Source organism: Pedobacter heparinus (genome assembly GCF_032678725.1).
Taxonomy (GTDB): domain Bacteria; phylum Bacteroidota; class Bacteroidia; order Sphingobacteriales; family Sphingobacteriaceae; genus Pedobacter; species Pedobacter heparinus_A.
Genome location: NZ_JAVTSC010000006.1, coordinates 191,948 through 209,543, shown reverse-complemented (window position 1 = coordinate 209,543; position 17,596 = coordinate 191,948). Strand labels below are relative to the sequence as shown.

At 40.5% G+C, this 17,596-nt stretch carries 15 protein-coding genes; 11 read left to right on the top strand and 4 right to left on the bottom strand.

Annotated features, from left to right (window positions below; all coding sequences use genetic code 11):
- Positions 1-38 precede the first annotated feature (38 nt).
- The 11 genes from R2Q85_RS11640 to R2Q85_RS11590 all read left to right on the top strand — a co-directional run bounded on the left by R2Q85_RS11640 (position 39) and on the right by R2Q85_RS11590 (position 12,032).
- Positions 39-1,157, top strand: a complete 1,119-nt coding sequence (locus R2Q85_RS11640; protein WP_316811957.1) for an NAD-dependent epimerase — start codon at positions 39-41, stop codon at positions 1,155-1,157.
- A gap of 229 nt (positions 1,158-1,386) precedes the next feature.
- Positions 1,387-2,799: a pectate lyase gene (locus R2Q85_RS11635; protein WP_316811956.1), complete on the top strand. Its 1,413-nt coding sequence runs from the start codon at positions 1,387-1,389 to the stop codon at positions 2,797-2,799.
- 87 nt (positions 2,800-2,886) lie between these two features.
- The gene (locus tag R2Q85_RS11630) at positions 2,887-4,035 is read left to right on the top strand and encodes a glycosyltransferase family 4 protein (RefSeq protein WP_316811955.1); all 1,149 of its coding nucleotides are present in this window, start codon (positions 2,887-2,889) and stop codon (positions 4,033-4,035) included.
- 11 nt (positions 4,036-4,046) lie between these two features.
- Positions 4,047-5,093 carry a GNAT family N-acetyltransferase gene (locus R2Q85_RS11625; RefSeq protein WP_316811954.1) on the top strand — a complete coding sequence of 349 codons (1,047 nt, stop codon included), beginning with the start codon at positions 4,047-4,049 and terminating at the stop codon, positions 5,091-5,093.
- Between the two features lie 17 nt (positions 5,094-5,110).
- The gene (locus R2Q85_RS11620; protein WP_316811953.1) at positions 5,111-5,914 is read left to right on the top strand and encodes a phytanoyl-CoA dioxygenase family protein; all 804 of its coding nucleotides are present in this window, start codon (positions 5,111-5,113) and stop codon (positions 5,912-5,914) included.
- A 6-nt stretch (positions 5,915-5,920) separates the two neighbouring features.
- On the top strand, positions 5,921-6,886 hold the full coding sequence (locus R2Q85_RS11615; RefSeq protein WP_316811952.1) for a hypothetical protein: 966 nt from the start codon (positions 5,921-5,923) through the stop codon (positions 6,884-6,886).
- On the top strand, positions 6,883-7,398 hold the full coding sequence (locus tag R2Q85_RS11610; RefSeq protein ID WP_316811951.1) for a GNAT family protein: 516 nt from the start codon (positions 6,883-6,885) through the stop codon (positions 7,396-7,398). The genes R2Q85_RS11615 and R2Q85_RS11610 overlap by 4 nt, the downstream gene beginning before the upstream one ends.
- A 59-nt stretch (positions 7,399-7,457) precedes the next feature.
- The gene (locus R2Q85_RS11605) at positions 7,458-8,648 is read left to right on the top strand and encodes an O-antigen ligase family protein (protein ID WP_316811950.1); all 1,191 of its coding nucleotides are present in this window, start codon (positions 7,458-7,460) and stop codon (positions 8,646-8,648) included.
- Positions 8,649-8,657: 9 nt separating this feature from the next.
- Positions 8,658-9,722 (top strand): GNAT family N-acetyltransferase, encoded by a 1,065-nt coding sequence (locus tag R2Q85_RS11600; RefSeq protein ID WP_316811949.1) that lies wholly within the window; start codon positions 8,658-8,660, stop codon positions 9,720-9,722.
- 11 nt (positions 9,723-9,733) lie between these two features.
- Complete coding sequence (locus tag R2Q85_RS11595) at positions 9,734-11,644, top strand: nucleoside-diphosphate sugar epimerase/dehydratase (RefSeq protein ID WP_316811948.1); 1,911 nt, start codon at positions 9,734-9,736, stop codon at positions 11,642-11,644.
- Between the two features lie 25 nt (positions 11,645-11,669).
- Entirely contained in the window at positions 11,670-12,032 is a 363-nt protein-coding gene (locus tag R2Q85_RS11590; protein WP_316811947.1) for a helix-turn-helix transcriptional regulator, read from the top strand.
- Positions 12,033-12,118: 86 nt separating this feature from the next.
- On the opposite strand, the gene R2Q85_RS11585 is transcribed toward R2Q85_RS11590, so the two are convergent.
- The 4 genes from R2Q85_RS11585 to R2Q85_RS11570 all read right to left on the bottom strand — a co-directional run bounded on the left by R2Q85_RS11585 (position 12,119) and on the right by R2Q85_RS11570 (position 17,574).
- Positions 12,119-13,363, bottom strand: coding sequence for a DegT/DnrJ/EryC1/StrS family aminotransferase (locus tag R2Q85_RS11585; RefSeq protein ID WP_316811946.1), 1,245 nt, complete (start codon positions 13,361-13,363; stop codon positions 12,119-12,121).
- A gap of 43 nt (positions 13,364-13,406) precedes the next feature.
- Positions 13,407-14,576 carry a DegT/DnrJ/EryC1/StrS family aminotransferase gene (locus R2Q85_RS11580; RefSeq protein ID WP_316811945.1) on the bottom strand — a complete coding sequence of 390 codons (1,170 nt, stop codon included), beginning with the start codon at positions 14,574-14,576 and terminating at the stop codon, positions 13,407-13,409.
- Positions 14,577-14,620: 44 nt separating this feature from the next.
- Positions 14,621-15,154 (bottom strand): UpxY family transcription antiterminator, encoded by a 534-nt coding sequence (locus R2Q85_RS11575; RefSeq protein ID WP_316811944.1) that lies wholly within the window; start codon positions 15,152-15,154, stop codon positions 14,621-14,623.
- Positions 15,155-15,270: 116 nt separating this feature from the next.
- A complete protein-coding gene (locus R2Q85_RS11570; protein WP_316811943.1) occupies positions 15,271-17,574 on the bottom strand; it encodes a polysaccharide biosynthesis tyrosine autokinase in 2,304 nt (767 codons plus the stop codon).
- Positions 17,575-17,596: the final 22 nt, after the last annotated feature.

Below are 17,596 nucleotides of genomic sequence, written 5' to 3'. Positions count from 1 at the left end.
ACAGCATGCTATCACAAATAAAAACAAATCACATGACGATGAAAATTTTAATCACAGGCACTGCGGGCTTCATTGGCTTTCATCTGGCAAAAAAAATAGCAGAAAGGGGCGACGAGGTGGTGGGTATAGACATCATTAACGACTATTATGACGTTAACTTAAAGTATGCCCGATTGAAAGAAAGCGGGATCGAGCGCGCACTGATTACTTACAATAACCCTGTTGTAAGCACAAAATACAGCAACTATGTTTTTGTCAAGTTAGACCTTAGTGATAAGCATGGTATGGAAGAGCTGTTTGATACCTATCATTTTGATGCGGTGTGTAATTTAGCTGCCCAGGCAGGGGTGAGGTACAGTTTAACCAATCCGGAAGCCTATATAGAAGCCAATATCCATGGGTTTTTGAATGTCTTGGAATGCTGCAGGCGCACTAAAATTAAACATTTATTGTATGCGAGTTCATCCAGTGTTTACGGCCTGAATAAAAAAATGCCATTTTCTGTTCAACATCCTGTAGACCATCCCGTATCGCTGTATGCTGCATCTAAAAAAAGTAATGAATTAATGGCACATGCTTATAGTCACCTTTTCGATATCCCAAGTACCGCTTTGCGTTTCTTTACGGTTTATGGGCCATGGGGCCGGCCGGATATGGCCCTGTTTATTTTTACCAAAGCCATATTGGAAGGGAAACCGATTGAGATTTTTAACAATGGCAACATGCGCAGGGACTTTACCTATATCGATGATATTGTAGAAGGGATTGTCCGTATTTTAGACAAGCCTTCCCAAGGCAATCCAGATTGGGATGCCCATAATCCAGATCCCGGAAGTTCAAAAGCGCCATATCAGATTTTTAATATCGGAAGGGGCGCGCCGGTAAGTCTTTCAGAATTTATTTGGGAGATAGAAAACGTAACCGGTATGCTTGCTGATAAAAAATATTTACCTATGCAGGAAGGAGATGTCGCGGAAACATGGGCTGATATTTCCGGTTTGGAAAATCAATTAAGTTATATTCCCAAAATTTCGGTAAAAGAAGGTGTTAGAAAGTTTATTAACTGGTACGATACATTTTATGGCGTTGAAGTACCTAAGAAGCGCGTTAGGTTAGGTGGTGTTACTAAATACAATGTTTTAGTTACAAAAAGATAACCTTTAGTTTATGCCAAATGGTCATATAAATGTCATTAAAATCGGTTTTAGCCTAAATGTAAAGTTATTTCACACATTACACAATATTGTATAATCATTATTTTTGATAGATTTAAGCGTGTTTTTTTTTCATTAATCCTGGATTTCCTTCCGTATTTGTAACTTTTAGAATACAATTTATTTTTAACTGTCACGTTAAAAGTGCGTATCTTAAAAAACAATAATATTAATGGAAAGATTGAAAGACAAATTAACAAGAGTGCTTGTATTAGGTTTATTACTCTCTACAATTCTAACATTCACTCAATGCAAAAAAGAAAGTCCCGTAGTTCCAGGCGACTTAACAACTGATGATGAAAGTGAATTGGTAGATTCACAAAGTGCGGTTTCCAACACCACACCAATCGCCTTAACACTCTCAAAAATTACGACAGATGAAGGCTTCGCTTACAGGGTTTCACAGAATTTCGGTACTACCGGCGATTCCAATTCGCAACCCACAATTTCAAAACTCAGGGTATTTGAAGATGGTAAAGAATTAGGGCCCGCCCATACCCTTCATGCAGATATCCGCACTAAAGGAAATGGTAGGTTTAGCCATTGGGGCAGCAGTTTAATTTTTACTGCTTCAGACAATTCAGATCCACGTAGTAATGGCCGAAAATATACCGTCACTACCGGTGGGCTGCCAAATGTTACACCTGTTGAACCAGGTACACCAACTACACCTACCACACCGCCAACTGCAGGAACTGCAACTTTAATTGGTTATGCAGCCGTTAATGGTTCAACAACCGGTGGTAAAGGCGGATCGGAAGTTACTGTATCCAGTTTACAGGCCCTAATCAGTGCAGTTGGATCAAGTGGTGCAAAAATTATCTACGTATCAGGTGCAATTAAGGCCAGCGGAATAAATAAAGTTTATGTGACTTCAAATAAATCTGTCATAGGTTTGGCAGGTTCGTCAATAGAGGGGGTATCATTTATGTTGTTTGGCGTAAATAATATTATTTTTCAAAACCTTGTCATGAAAAATTATGTAACCTACTCTGGTGTACAGGTTGCTGAAAGTTCGCATCACATTTGGGTAGACCACTGTGAGTTTTCGACTGACCGTAATCAGGGATGGGAATATTGGGGTAAGGATGTATCCATCACCACCCAATCAGATTATGTAACGCTTTCCTGGAATAAATTCCATGACAACAACCTCTCTGTGCTGATCAGTGCCGGTGGTGCCGGTCATGAAGCAGATGCAGGTAAACTGCATGTAACCCTGCACCATAATTTCTGGTATAACATTTCAGAAAGGGAGCCACTGACACGTTGGGGAAGTGTGCACCTGTTTAACAACTATCACCTGAACAACAGCGGTTACTCTATAGGCGCGAGAACCAATGTGAACTTACGTACAGACAATGATTATTTCTCCAATTGCCCGGTTCCGATTTCAACCAATCAGGCTGGTGAAACTGCTGGTACTGTTACAGGGGCCAATACCAATATCTATGTGAACAGCGGGAGTCCAAAAATTACCACTCCGGCGGGTAACTGGGATCCTGGTTATGAATTTAAATCAGCATTGCATGCTGCTGCGGATGTTCCAGCAGTAGTCACCAAAGGTGCTGGTGCAACTTTGTAATATTAAATAGGTTTCAAATATCTGGTTAAAAAGCCATCTGATGGGAGTCAGGTGGCTTTTTGGGTTCATTTACAAATCAATAGCGTTATGGAAAACAAAAGCAAACGCGTGCTGATCGCCTGCGATTCCTCTGCCACACTGCTGGGTTTCCGGGGTAAACTGATAGCAGAACTGGTAAAAAGTAATGAAGTTCATGTTTTTACACCTAAGATTTGTTGTGATGCGACAGCTGATCAATTGAAGGCGATGCAGGTAATTGTTCATGAAAATGCCCTTAATGGCAGTAATGTAGCTGTCTTTTCTGACCTGAAATATATCTATCAGCTTTTTCAGCTGATTCGTACCATTAAGCCGGATATATTTTTTCCTTACACTTTCAAACCGGTAATTTATGGAACTGTAATTGCCAAGCTCTGCAAAGTGAACCGCATTACCCCTATGCTAACAGGCCTGGGTTATAATTTTGCCCCGCAAGCAGCTAAAAGAAGTTTCATTAGCCACATTACCGGTCATCTCTTAAAGTGGAGCCTGCTGTACAGTGAACGGCAGCACATTATTTTTCAGAACCAGGACGATTACCATACTTTGCTGAAAGGAGGGATCATCAGTAAGCGGCACAAAGCTTTTATCGTGAATGGCTCTGGTGTAGACCTGAGTAACTATAAATATTCCATTCCCAACACCAGGTACATCAGTTTTTTAATGATTTCGAGGCTGATCAATGCAAAAGGGGTTAAAGAGTTTTATGAGGCCGCCAAACTGGTGCAGCAAAAATTTCCTGAAATTAAATTTAAACTCCTCGGGCCTTATGACAACAATATAGATGCCATAGACCAGGAGCTTTATGCCCTGATCAGATCCGGGGAGGTGCTGGAATACCTTGGGCAGGTTGACGATGTCAGGCCTCATATCAAGGCTGCTTCCATACTGGTCTTACCTTCCTACTATGGCGAAGGTGTTCCAAGGTGTATGCTGGAAGGAATGGCCATGGGCAGGGCAATCATTACCTGTGATTCTGTTGGCTGCAGAGAAACTATCAACCCGTCAGCTAAACAGCCCAATGGATTTTTAATCCCGGTGAAGAATATTACTGCACTGGCTTCCAAAATGGAACATTATATCCATCATACCAAAGATATTTTGATTTACGGAGTTAATGGTAGAAAATTTGCCAAAGAAAAATTCGATGTCAACCTGGTCAATGCTGCAATGCTCAAAATCATGCAGCTGAATTAAATATATAAAAGATGTCTCATACAGAAAACTGTTTATTCGAACCAAAATACCAGGTGGTTACTGATGCTCAGCGCTGGGCCTGGTACATGAAGCAGTCAGCAGCATATGATATTTATCATACGCTTCATTACCATAAATTAGACAACCGAGGTGAGCCTATTCTCTTTGTTTATGAAGAAGAAGGGATGTTTATTGCCCTGCCACTTTTAAAAAGAGGAATTGATGGGGCTGATTTTTGTGACCTTACTTCCAGTTACGGGTATGCGGGGCCAGTTTCAAATAGAAAGTTTGATCAGCTCAGCGATAGCTTCATGAACAATTTTAAATGTTCATTTGCAGGTTTTATGCGGCATAACAGGGCTGTCAGTGTGTTTTGCAGATTAAACCCTTTTCTCCATCAATCCTGCCTGATGGAAAAAATGGGGGGCCTGAGGAGCAATGGACGGACGGTTTACATCGACCTTACACAATCGCTGGAAGCGCAAAGGGCCGGATACGTTAAAAGGTTGCAGCGGCAAATCAGGCAGCTCAGAAAAAGAGAATACCAGATCAAAGACGCCGATAGCCAGGAAGAGATTCAGTTATTTACCCAGATGTATCAGCAGAACATGCGCAGGTTACAGGCCGGTAACAGCTATTTTTATAATGAAGCATACTTTTCTTCCCTGCTCACAAACTCAGAGTTTAATTGCAAGCTGATCCTGGTCTATGAAGGAGAAGAAATGATCTGCGGAGCTGTAGTGGTGTGGATGGGAGGGGTCATCCGTAATCATCTGTCGGCAACAAGCGAGTCCCATGTACAGTTTTCACCCAGCAAACTGCTGACAGACGAGATCAGTATCATCGGACGGACGCTTGGTATGAAGTTTTTTCATCTTGGGGGAGGTGTAGGTGGTAAAGAAGATACCCTGTTCGATTTTAAACGCTCGTTTTCTGATCTGCTGATGGCAGATCAGATCTGGTGTTACATTGGCGACGAGCCAGGCTATAACCAGCTGGTTGCACAAAAAAATATAGAAGAAGATAAAGGTTACTTTCCCTTATATAGAAATGTTTAGGACAAATTAATATTCCAATGAAAAATAAGTTTAATTACGGAGAAGCTACCCTGGACGACTTTCAATATGCCATCAGCCAATATGGTTGGGCAGTTTACGAAGATGCTTTGGCTCCGGAACTGATCAGTGAAATCCAGGAAGATCTGATAGCGGCATACCATACCCGGCGCCAGGTTCAGATAGAGAACGGTATAGAAGTCAATATGGAAGGGACGCTTCATCACATTCTGGAGCGCGATAATTTTGGCTTACATTTCCTCGAACAAATGTTTTGTGACAAAGAAATGCGGCATTTTCTTGACGGGAATTATATCCTGAACGGAATGAGCGGTGTGATCAACATGAAAAATGACCGGCCCTATGTACAAAATGTACACCGGGATTTAAGAAGTTTTACCGGCTCGCTGAAACTGATGATACAGATGATTGTGCTGCTGGATGATTTTACAACAGCTAACGGGGCCACGTATCTGCTTTCCGGATCTCATAAGACAGATGCGAGGCCCGATGATGCGTTTTTCTATAAACACGCAGACAGGGCCATTGCAAAAAAAGGCAGTATCATTGTATTTGATTCAAATCTATGGCATGCGGCAGGAAAAAATGAAACAGATGGACCGCGCAGGGTACTTACACTGAGTTTTACGAAACCTTATTTTAAGCCTCAGTTTGATTTTCCCCGCTTTCTGGGTTATGAATTTGGCATTTCCCTGGATGAAAATTTAAGGCAGGTGGTTGGCTATAATGCCCGCATACCAGCCGATTTATATGAGTTCTATCAACCGGTACATTTAAGGATGTATCAACCCGGACAAGGTTAATGCATTATGGAAAGCCTGGCAGTTAGACCCATCGGAGGATATTTTCCCCTCACGCTTGTGCAGGGTAAAGAATACTATCCTGAACTGATCCGATTGAATACATCCCGGAATGCATTAGAATACATCCTGATCCTTAAAGGCTATACCAAGGTGTATTTCCCTTATTATACCTGTGAAGTACTATTGGAGCCCTTAATAAGGTTAAATATTCCCTATCAATTTTACAAGATAAACCCGAACCTGGAACCAATCCTGGATTTTGAGGTTGGGCCGACAGAATGTTTGCTGTATACCAATTATTTCGGACTGAAAGATGCAGTTTTAAAGCAACTGAAAGCTACCATCGGCAATCTGATTATCGATAATGCACAGGCTTTTTTTTCAAGGCCGCTGCCGTATTCAGATACTTTTTATTCCTGCCGTAAATTTTTCGGTGTGCCAGATGGTGCGTACTTGCAAATCAATACAGATGACCGTCTCATCCTCGAAAAAGATCATTCTGCTGATAGAGTGGGGCATTTAACAAGAAGTATCGATTATGGTATTGAACATAGTTATGCCGATTTCATAACTAATGAGCTCTGCTTAAAAGACAATGACATCAAATCCATGTCCTTGTTAACCCAGGCCCTGCTGCGAGGTATAAACTACAAGGAGTGTAGAAATAAACGCATAGAAAATTTTAAATATCTGAACGACCAGCTGTTCCTTGTCAATGAATTGGAACTTTTTCTTCCTGAAGGAGTGGCGGCAATGATGTATCCTTTATTGCTGTTAAAAAGAGACATCAGGTCAAAACTGATCGCAAAAAAAATATTTGTGCCCACCTACTGGCCTAATGTACTTAAATGGACAGGATACAAAACGTATGAACATCAGCTGGCCAGGTATATGGTCTGCCTTCCGGTAGATCACCGGTACAGCCTGAACGATATGGAGTATATAGTTAATGTTATAAAAAAAATAATATGAATTTGTTTATCTATCTACGGCCGCTTGAACTGGCAGACGCCCATATTTCTTACCGTTGGAGAAATGACCCTGAAATATGGGAATATACCGGATTTAAGCCGGACAGATATATTTCTCCTGAGATGGAGATCGAATGGCTAAGCCGCAAATTGAAAAAAAGAGACGAAAAAAGATTCGCCATCTGCCTGCTCGACAGCAATCAGTATATAGGTAATGTCCAGTTGCTGGAAATTCAAGACGGGAAGGCCTGGTTCCATATTTTTATTGGTGAAAAGGAGCTTTGGGGATTGGGAATCTCACAAAAAGCTACAACCATTGTCACGTACTATGCTTTTGCAGAACTCGGCTTAAAATCCGTGCAGCTGTCTGTTAATCCCTTAAACGTTGCCGCGTATAAGATTTATGAAAAAAATGGTTTTACCTATACCGGTGTAGATGAAAAAAATGGGTTTTTGGAAATGACCCTTACCAGAGAAAGCTTTAGCCGCAAATACCCCTTGCTGGAGTTGTGACGTTTCGAGATGCTATTGCTCATGATAGCTTCATCCCCGATAAAAACAATTAAATACTGATGAAAATGTTAAAACGTTTTATTCTGCTGTTGATCTTGTGTAACCTTCCGGGCTATTCACTGGTGCAGTCCGGGGCTACCCTTGGCAGTCTTTTAAGTTACAGTACCTTTCTTGCTATTATTGCTTATTATTTTCTGGCTGAAAAGGAAAAGCCTGTCATCCAATTCGTGATTTTAGGTATCGGGTTTTCGCTGATCTCCTTATTGGTTGATGCGCAATATTCGGATACATTTTTAGTCACCTTTACCAAGTATCTCATCGTGATTATCATGCTGCCCAGTCTGATCAAAGACTTAAAGCCGGAAGAGGTATATGTCATTCTGCTGGTAGGGTGCAGCAGTATTATTTATGAAGCAGTTTTTGTAAGTGGTATAGGAGGGCGTTACAGCGGGGTTTATCTCAATGCAAATCTCGCTGCCTACAGCTGTATTTTTGGATATGCATTTGGGTTGTCCATTAAAAATAAGAGATTAAAGTTAATTGGACAGCTTTTATTCTCCATTGGAGGATTGGTAACTTTTTCGCGTACATTTTTACTGATATGGGTTCTTATCAACCTGTTGTCCATACTCCTGAATTATAAAAATGTCTACAAAATTTTTGTCTGCATAGGATTGTTCGCTTTATTCATCACTTTCGGTGACAGGTTTGACCTCAATACCCAAAGACTGACTGCGTTTTCTGATATTTTAAGTGGAAAGATAGATGCTAAAATGAAAGAAGGTGCCCGTACAGAAACCTGGGCCCTTTACTATGACAAAATATTAAGCCACCCGCTTTGGGGCAGCGGATATAAAGCATTCAGTGGCCAAACGGCAGGGGGCGAAATAGACACTTTCACCGTCAGGGTAGGGGTGCACAATACTTTTTTAATGATTATCGGGGAAGCCGGCATTTTTGTTTTTCTCCTTTTTTTATGGATATACGGATACCTGCTGGTCAATGGAATTTATTTTTTCAAAAAGAATCCTTCCATCTTTTTCATCACTTTTTCGCTGATCCTATTTATGATGACCCTTCACAATTATTTTGATAATTACCTAGTATTGTTTACTTCATTGTGGTTGTATCATGAAACTTCCAAAATGAAAAATTATACCTGGAACAGAGGTAGGGAAATCGTCAGCTTAGCTGAAAATCCAGCGCATCGCCGAAATGAAATTCTGCTTGGACAGTACCATTTAAACTAACAAAGTACAATGATTAAGATACTCACTTTAACTCAAAAGCAGGATTGGAATTTCTATATAGACAATGCTTTTGTACATGACTGGTACCATACCTGGTACTACCACGCGCTGGATGAAACTGGCATGGCCCTGCTCTTCGTCTACGAGGAAGATCATGACTATATCGCATTTCCAGTAATGAAAAGGAAGATACCCGGTACCTGTTTTTTTGATTTAAGTTCTGTATACGGGTATGTGGGCCCTATTGCCAGCAGAGAAAGCAAAAGATTAAATAAAAACCTGATCCATAATTTTAAAAAGGAGTTTTTGAATTTTCTAAAAAATGAACAGATTGTTTCTGTTTTTTCCAGGCTTAACCCTTTTTTCAACCAGGATATCCTGGTAAGGGATTTTAAAGGCACTTATGATAATGGTAAAACAGTAGTGCTTGATTTAACCATACCTATTGAAGAACAGCATAAAAAATACAATTCATCTGTTTTTGATTCCATTAAAAAAAGCAGGAAAAAAGGCTTTGTTGTTAAGGAAACTAAACTCGCGGCAGACATTGAGACATTTATCGATATCTATACAGAGAATATGGAGCGTGTAAACTCTGCAGATTATTACCTTTTTAGCCGAAAATATTTTCTCGACCTCATGTATTCCGATGAATTTGATTGCCGGTTATTTTTGGTGTTTAAAGGAACTGAGGCCATTAGTGGTATGATAGCCGCTTTTACACATGGAATCATTCAGGCCCATTTGATTGGCACCAGAACCGCCTATATTAACGATTCTCCCGCTAAATTATTAGTCGATGAAGTCACCAGGATTGGAAGAACTGAAAGGATGAAATATATGCATCTGGGCGGAGGCTTTGGTTTTAAAGAAGACTCCCTCTTCAAATGGAAATCCCTGTTTTCAGATTCCTATCTGAATTATAAAAGCTTAAGGTTTATTGCCAATGACGAAGTTTATCGCTCACTGGTGGATCAAAAGGGAATAGACAGAGACGCTAATGTCGACTTTTTTCCGCTATACCGGGCGGTAATGAATATGCTTTCTTACAGTTGTTTTCATTGGATAATCTAAATAATAATGTTATGAAAAGATTCCTGTTTCGTGAAAAGATATACTCACGCTGGTTGATCCTGTTAATTGATCAATTGATCATACTCTGCACACTTCTTGTCTCTTTCCTGTTAATCAATAAGTTTGATTATCAACAACTATGGCACTCTAATTTTTTTATGTATACGGCGCTGTATTGTGCGATTTCATTGATCGTATTTACCATTATGCGCATTCATACCGGCATCATCAGGTATTCCAATACTGAAGACATTTTTAGGATATTTATGGCTGCCTGGATCACCGGCTTTATATTTACGGCTTTATGCCATATCATTCTTACCCCATATACCGCTGTGCCCGCCAGCTGGTTTCCAGAGATCCTGATCATGAATTTTTTTGTGTCGTCCTCCTTCCTGATCCTATTAAGAATTGCCGTAAAAAGTGTATTCGGCTACCTTAAAACCATAGCGCCATGCGATGAGAAAGAAAATATATTGATATATGGCTCAGGGACAGACTCTATTTTAGTTAAGAAAGCTTTGGAAGACAGCAAGGCAAGCAATTTAAACGTATTTGCATTTGTTGATGACAATACCGATAAAATAAACAAGCATATCGAACAAAAACACGTTTATCATTCCAACGCCATTGCTGCCTTAAAAGATAAATTCAATATTAAGAAGATCCTGTTTACGGGCGATGATCTGAATGTGAACGGAAAAAAATCCACCATCGACAAATGCATTGAGTTGGGAATCAAGGTGCTCACTGTTCCTCAGTCAGATAAATGGCTATATGGTAAATTAACTCCCAACCAGATCAAAGACCTGAAAATCGAGGATTTACTACACAGAGAGCCTATAGTGTTATCTAAAGATAATATCCTGAGGGAGATCAGGGGCAAACGGATTTTAATAACGGGTGCAGCCGGGTCTATCGGTTCAGAGATCGTCCGTCAGGTCATCAGCTTTAGTCCCGAATATGTGGTACTCTGCGACCAGGCAGAAACACCTTTACACGAGCTGCAGCTCGAAATCTGTGATGATTTTCCAGAGGCAAAAATATATATTGTGATGGCAAATATCCAGAACAGGAGCAGGATGAAAGCCATCTTTGACGAATATCTTCCCCATATTGTTTTTCATGCAGCAGCTTACAAACATGTTCCAATGATGGAAAACAATCCCTCAGAAGCCATATTGACCAATGTATTGGGTACCAAGAACATATCCGATCTGGCCATAGATTCTGGGGTAGATAAATTTATCATGATCTCTACAGACAAGGCCGTAAGACCAACCAATATTATGGGGGCTTCCAAACGCCTGGCCGAGATGTACATCCAATCCCTCAATAATGAAGAAGTAAGCACTAAATTCATCACCACCCGATTTGGCAATGTGCTGGGCTCCAATGGCTCGGTGCTTCCAAGATTTAAAGCGCAGATAGAACGGGGTGGGCCGGTTACGGTTACCCATCCGGAAATCACCAGGTATTTTATGACCATACCTGAATCTGTTCAACTGGTACTGGAAGCTGCTGCCATGGGAAAGGGAGGAGAGATTTACCTGTTTGATATGGGGGAACCTGTTAAGATTGCAGACCTGGCCGCAAATATGATCAAACTGGCAGGATTAATCCCCGATAAGGACATTAAAATTGTATTTTCAGGATTAAGGCCGGGCGAAAAGCTATACGAAGAATTGCTGCTGGTAGAAGAACAAACCATTCCTACCTACCATCCAAAAATTAAAATCTCAAAAATCATCAGCCATAGTTTCTTTTACGTACAACATGTCATCGAAGAGTTGTTAACGCTGAACAGCCTGAATAATGATTTTGATATGGTAAAGAAAATGAAAGAAATTATTCCCGATTATAAAAGTAAAAACTCAAGGTATGAACAGATCGATTGCTACCTTATTGATGAAATAAATTAAAAATTGATGAACTAAATGCATTGTTATGAACTTAAATGTAGGTCGGGTAATAGAACACATTGTGAGAGAGGATCATGTGGGAATCAGTGAACTCTCCAGAAAATTACATGTAAGCAGAAGAACCATATACAATTGGTTCAACCAAAAAACACTGAGTTATGAAATCATCTATAAAATTGGAAAAGCCATTAAACATGATTTTTCAAAAGAATTTCCCGATGATTTTATCGCTGCTAACCAGGAAAGCAAGGCTAATGCCGTTTTGTTTACCGACGGGGATGACCATGAGGATGATGCCTATACCAATTCCGTCAATTACTGGATGAACAAATACATCAGTTTGCTCGAAAAGTACAACGAACTTTTACGAAAGACCAATAATTTTTAAAACTAAAGGATAAAAAAAAGAGGGTACCTGCTGCAGGTACCCTCTTTTTTTTATATTACGTGGACAAGGCAAATGTAAGGTCGGTATTAGGTTAGTGACAGCTCCCTGAGTTTGCTGTTTCTTAGCTGAGCCTGAACCACATTAACAACCGCATCGATGATGTAATCGGTATCTTCGTCCGTCAGGCCGGGATAAATGGGTAGGGAGATTTCACAGGCATATTGCTTATAACTATTTGGATAATTGACAATATCGTAACCTGATTTCCTGAAATAACTCAGCATTGGCATGGGAATAAAATGCACATTCACGGTAATCCCAAGAGTTACAATATCCTCAATGATCTGGTCCCGTTGTGCTTCAGTAATGTTTTTTATCCGTAACGGAAAAATATGATAGGAAGATTCTCTGGTGTAATCTTTTAAGGAAGGGGAAATGAACCAGTCAAATTTACCCAGTACCTGGCAGTATTTTAAAGCGATCCTTTTACGGGCAGGTAGTAAAACCCTTTTGTATTGCCTGATCTGGGCCAGGCCAATTGCCGCGCAGATGTCAGGCATGTTTATCTTTAAGCCTTTAAAAAGGATGTCATATTTCCAGTTGGCACCCCTTGATTTGGCATAGGCATCTTTGTTCTGTCCGTTTAAGGAAAATATTTTCAGAAAAGCATATTCTTCATTGATGTTGAAAAACCCGGGAAGATTCAGACAGATACAGCCCCCTTCAGCTGTCGTAATGTTTTTCACGGCGTGGAAAGAAAAAATGGTTATGTCGCTGCTCAGGGCAGCTGAATGTCCCATATAGGTAGCGCCAATGGAATGTGCTGCATCCGAAATCAGCAGAATGCGGCCCAGCCTGAGCTGTTTTTCTGACTCCGCAACAAATAAATTCCGGCTCCTGGTGCTCTTGATGATGGTTTTAATGGCATTGTAATCACAAGGCAGACCGGCAATGTCAACGGCAATGATTGCCTTGGTCTTAGCGGTAATGGCCCTTTTGACCTGCAAAGGATCTATCGTCAGGTCATCAGATATGTCTACCATTACCGGGATAGCCCCGCAATGCAGTACACATAAAGCCGTTGCACAGTAGGAGTAAGCCGGTATGATCACTTCATCACCCTCTTTTACGCCGAACCATTTGAGCATCATTATGGCGCCTGAAGTCCATGAATTTACACATATGGAAGATTTTGACTTGGTTAAATGGGAAATTTCTGCTTCCAGTTCCTTAACCTTCGGTCCGGATGTAATCCAGCCTGATTTTAGCGCGTCCACTACTTCATTGATTACATTCTGGTCAATAAAGGGGGGTGAAAATGAAATGTTCATGTCCTTAAATTTTAATAAACGTAATAGCTTTTTTATACCCTGATCAGTTTATGGTCTTCAGGTGATTGATCTCCTTTTCAATTTTACCAGCGATGACCAGTCCGAAGTTTTTATTTTCAACAGGTGTACTGGCCGCATAATTCTGAGTTCTGATCAGGATGCGGCAAATCATATCCAGGTCTGGAAAGGTTAGGCTATGGTATAAAGGAAGGCAGACTATTCTTTTTACCACTTCATCACATACCGGCATTTTAACCCTTTTAACATAGGGCAGGGTAGCCAGAGAAGGCGAAAAATATCTCCTGCAGTAAATTTTAGCCAGCTCCAGGTTGTCCATGGCCTCTTGCCTCGATTTCTCTGTGTCAAATAACATCGGAAAATAAGCATAATTATAATCCTTGTCCTGGTTAAGCTTTGGAAATTTCGCTTTAATATCAGCCAATCTTTGGTAATAATGCTCGGAGAGTAATTTCCTTCTTTCCAGTATCTCATCTACATAAGTTAAATTGCATAAGCCCATTGCTGCATGAAATTCACAGTTTTTTCCATTGATGCCAAGACCGGCAAAAGCTTCAGGACCATTGTGCCCAAAATTCCTGAGGTATAACATTTTCTTGAGCAGATCAGGATCTTTGGTTATCACGGCACCACCTTCAATGGTGTGGAACAATTTCGTTGCATGAAAGCTCGTTGCGCTGATATCGCCATACTCAAATACCGATTTGCCTTTATAGCGTGTCCCAAAACAATGCGCTGCATCATAAATTACTTTCAAACCGTACCTGTCTGCGATATCTTGTATGGCCTCAATGTCACATGGATTCCCATAAACATGTGTGGCCAGTATAGCCGAAGTTCTCGGGGTAATCGCTGCTTCTATTTTTTTTGGGTCTATATTAAAAGTCTCCGGATCGATGTCTGCATAAACAGGTTGGCAGCCTTCCCATACAATGCTGCTGGTAGTGGCCACATAAGAGAAAGGAGTAGTGATAATTTCACCTTTAAGCTGCAGGGCCCTTATGGCTAATTGTAAGGCAAAAGTACCATTGCAAACATACAACAGGTGCTTAATGTTCAGATAGTCTTTCAACTTCAACTCAAAATCATTTAACAGCGGCCCATTATTTGTCAGCCATTGGCGTTCCCAGATGCTGTGAACATATTCTTGAAATTCTTCTTCCTTTGGAAGAAATGGTTTGGTTACAGGAATCATCAGATTACAATTAAGGTTAGAAATAAATTGCCAGGGTTCAGCGGTTATATCGCCGTGCTCAGCATTACGTTAGTGATGGGCACATTGCTCAGCAGTGCGCAATTCAGATGGTCAAAGACCAGGAGTACATTTTTGCCACGAACCTTGATCACAGTTCCTTCCTGATTATAAAATATACCGCATTTGATCCGGATCCGGTCTCCAAGATTTAATTCCTGCGAGCTGACAATTTCATAGTCTGCATCAGCCGTCATTAAATTCTGGATTTTTTCAATGACGTTGTCCCTGATCACCGCAGGTTTTGCCATGTAATAGATGAAGTTCAATACCCCTAAGGTTTGCCTTACTTTATATTCTTCCCGTTCACTTACCCAAACAAATACATAGCCACTAAAAAGAGGTAAGTCCACAACTTTCTTCCTGTCAGACCATTGATTGGTCACCCTTCTCAGTGGACAATACGATTTGATGTCCTGCATCTTTAACAGTTTGTCTACTTTTTTCTCCCATCTCGGACGGGTGTAAACAACCAGCCAGCGTCTGTTCCAGGCTGTTCTGGAGCCAAATTTAGTTTCCATAATTGAGAAATTTTAGATTGTATTGATGTATAACCGGTAAGGTAGATTTGTCACATAGCTTCGCTATATCACTTACATAGTGATTTCATTCAAAAGATCAAACCGGGTGATTTTATTTAGTTTCTTGATAGTTCCAAACCGTAGCCATAACCTCCATATCCATACATTTTGTTATTTTCCGGCTTTGCATCATTAAATACAACCAGTGGATTTGTCAGTTTCTTATAATAGAGGATATCTTTTAAAATATTCAGTTGTAATTTATCGGTGTAATTGTACCGTACCAGGTATATGCTCAGATCCGTATATGGCGAAAGACTAAAAGCATCCGCTACCTGACCTACAGGAGCAGTATCAATAATTACATAATCAAACCTTGCCTTTAACTCTTCTACCATTTGCCCGATTTTCGGGTGCATCATCAGTTCAGCAGGGTTTTCTGGTACTGGTCCGCAATCTACAACCAGCAGGTCATGATATTTCCTGGAATTAGCCAGGAGCTGGTCAAGGGGAAAATCCGCCCTCAGCAAATAATCTGTAATACCTGTTTTAGAACTCAACTGCATTTTATTCAGCAGTTGCGGCTCACGCATGTCAAACTCCAGTAAAACAACCCTCTTATTAACAGAAGCCAAAGTGATGCCCAGATTAATGGCAAAAAAAGTCTTTCCTTCAGATTTCATGCAGGAAGTAATTAACATCACCTGGTCAGGCATGCCTGAATTCATAAAATGAAGGTTACTCCTGATGTATCTGAATAATTCAGATGTGGTTGACCGGCTGTTCCGCTCTATCAATGCAGTCTCATTCTTTTTGATATGGTTTACTACGCCTAATACCGGCACGCCTGTAAGCAATTGGATTTCATTAACATCTGTTACTTTATTATTCAGGACAGACCGTCCGTAAATCACCAGGCCAGGTAAAAGGCAACCTATAAAACACGCTCCCAGGTATATCAGTTCTTGTTTTGGCCAAACCGGAAGACTACTGTAAGCAGGCCTGTCTATAATTTGTGAAGTAGGCAACGTTCCTGAAAGAGACAGGGTGGTTTCTTCTCGTTTTTGCAGCAGGTATTTGTATAAGCTTGCTTTTACACTTTGTTCCCTGTTTCTTTCCTGGATACCCCGCTCTACAGCAGGAACCATCCGGATTTTAGAATTGAACCTGGAGTTCATGGCCTGCAGGTTATTTCGTTCAATAATCAATCCTCTTTTTATGTTCTGTAGGTTTTCCTGGATATTGGCTTTTAGACTGATGAGTTGTGCAGTCAGGTTTTGCACCAGCGGATTGCCTTCTTCCGAAGTCCGCAACATTCTGGTTCTTTCCTGCTGTATGACATTAAATTTACTGGTCAGTTCGTTCAAGGTCAGGTTGTTGATGCTTAAAGAACTAGGTACCAGGTTTAAGCTGTTGTTCTTCAGGTATCTTTCCAGCGAGGCCAGTACACTAAGCTGCACATTTGTATTCGCTAACATCTGGATATACTCCCCCGATTTGGTCACATTCATCTGAGCCTCCATACCCACATCTGTTACCATATTGTCTTGCTTATAGTTCTCCACATCGTGTTCCACCACAGATAAGTCTTCACTCAAATACTTTAATCTGTTATCTATAAAATTAATGGTATTCACAGCAATCATATTTTTTTTAACCACATTTTCCTTATTGTAAGTGTCGATGAGTACGGTAAGTATGTCAATTCCCCTTTGAGGAATGTTGTCGCTAAGACTTATTTTTATGGTATTTGCCTCCTTCACTACGGGCATTATCGTCAGGCCGGCTATATTGTAGGCCTCAGCCATCTTGTACAGATCTTTAAAGTTTATCAGGACTGACCCTTGATACTTATTTATGGCCGGCCCCTTACTCACTATGATTTTATATCCAGGTTGCTGTATTGTTTCACCATAGGAAGCCACCAAACGGCGATCTTTATCATTCAAAACAAACTGCGTATCATTTAAGGGTTTGATCTGGGGTTTTTTGCTGTATCCGGCAGCATTGACAGCGATAAGTCTGACTTTTATGGGAACCGCATTTCCATAGAGTTCCAGGTCCTTCAATAAGCCCTTTTTATAGTAAGACACCTCTAAAGAAAGACTTTTTAAGGTTTTAAAGACCAGATCTCTTGAGCGGAGCGCTTCTATTTCATTGTCAGCTTTCCTGTCTGTTCGGAACATATTCAGGTCACTGAATGCAGATTCTTTGAGTTCGCCATTACCTTTTTTATCATCCTGCACCAGCAAGGTACTGCTAACTTTATATCTTGGTGATGTAGTCTGTAAATATAAATAGGCAGCAAATCCGAAAAAACCTATGCTTATCACAAAGAAATACCAGTATTTAAGATATTTTTGCCCGATCTCTATCAGGTTTTCCTGCATGTTTTTTTTTGGCTGGGTAGGCGTGTTCATGGCATTGTTATTTAATAAAATC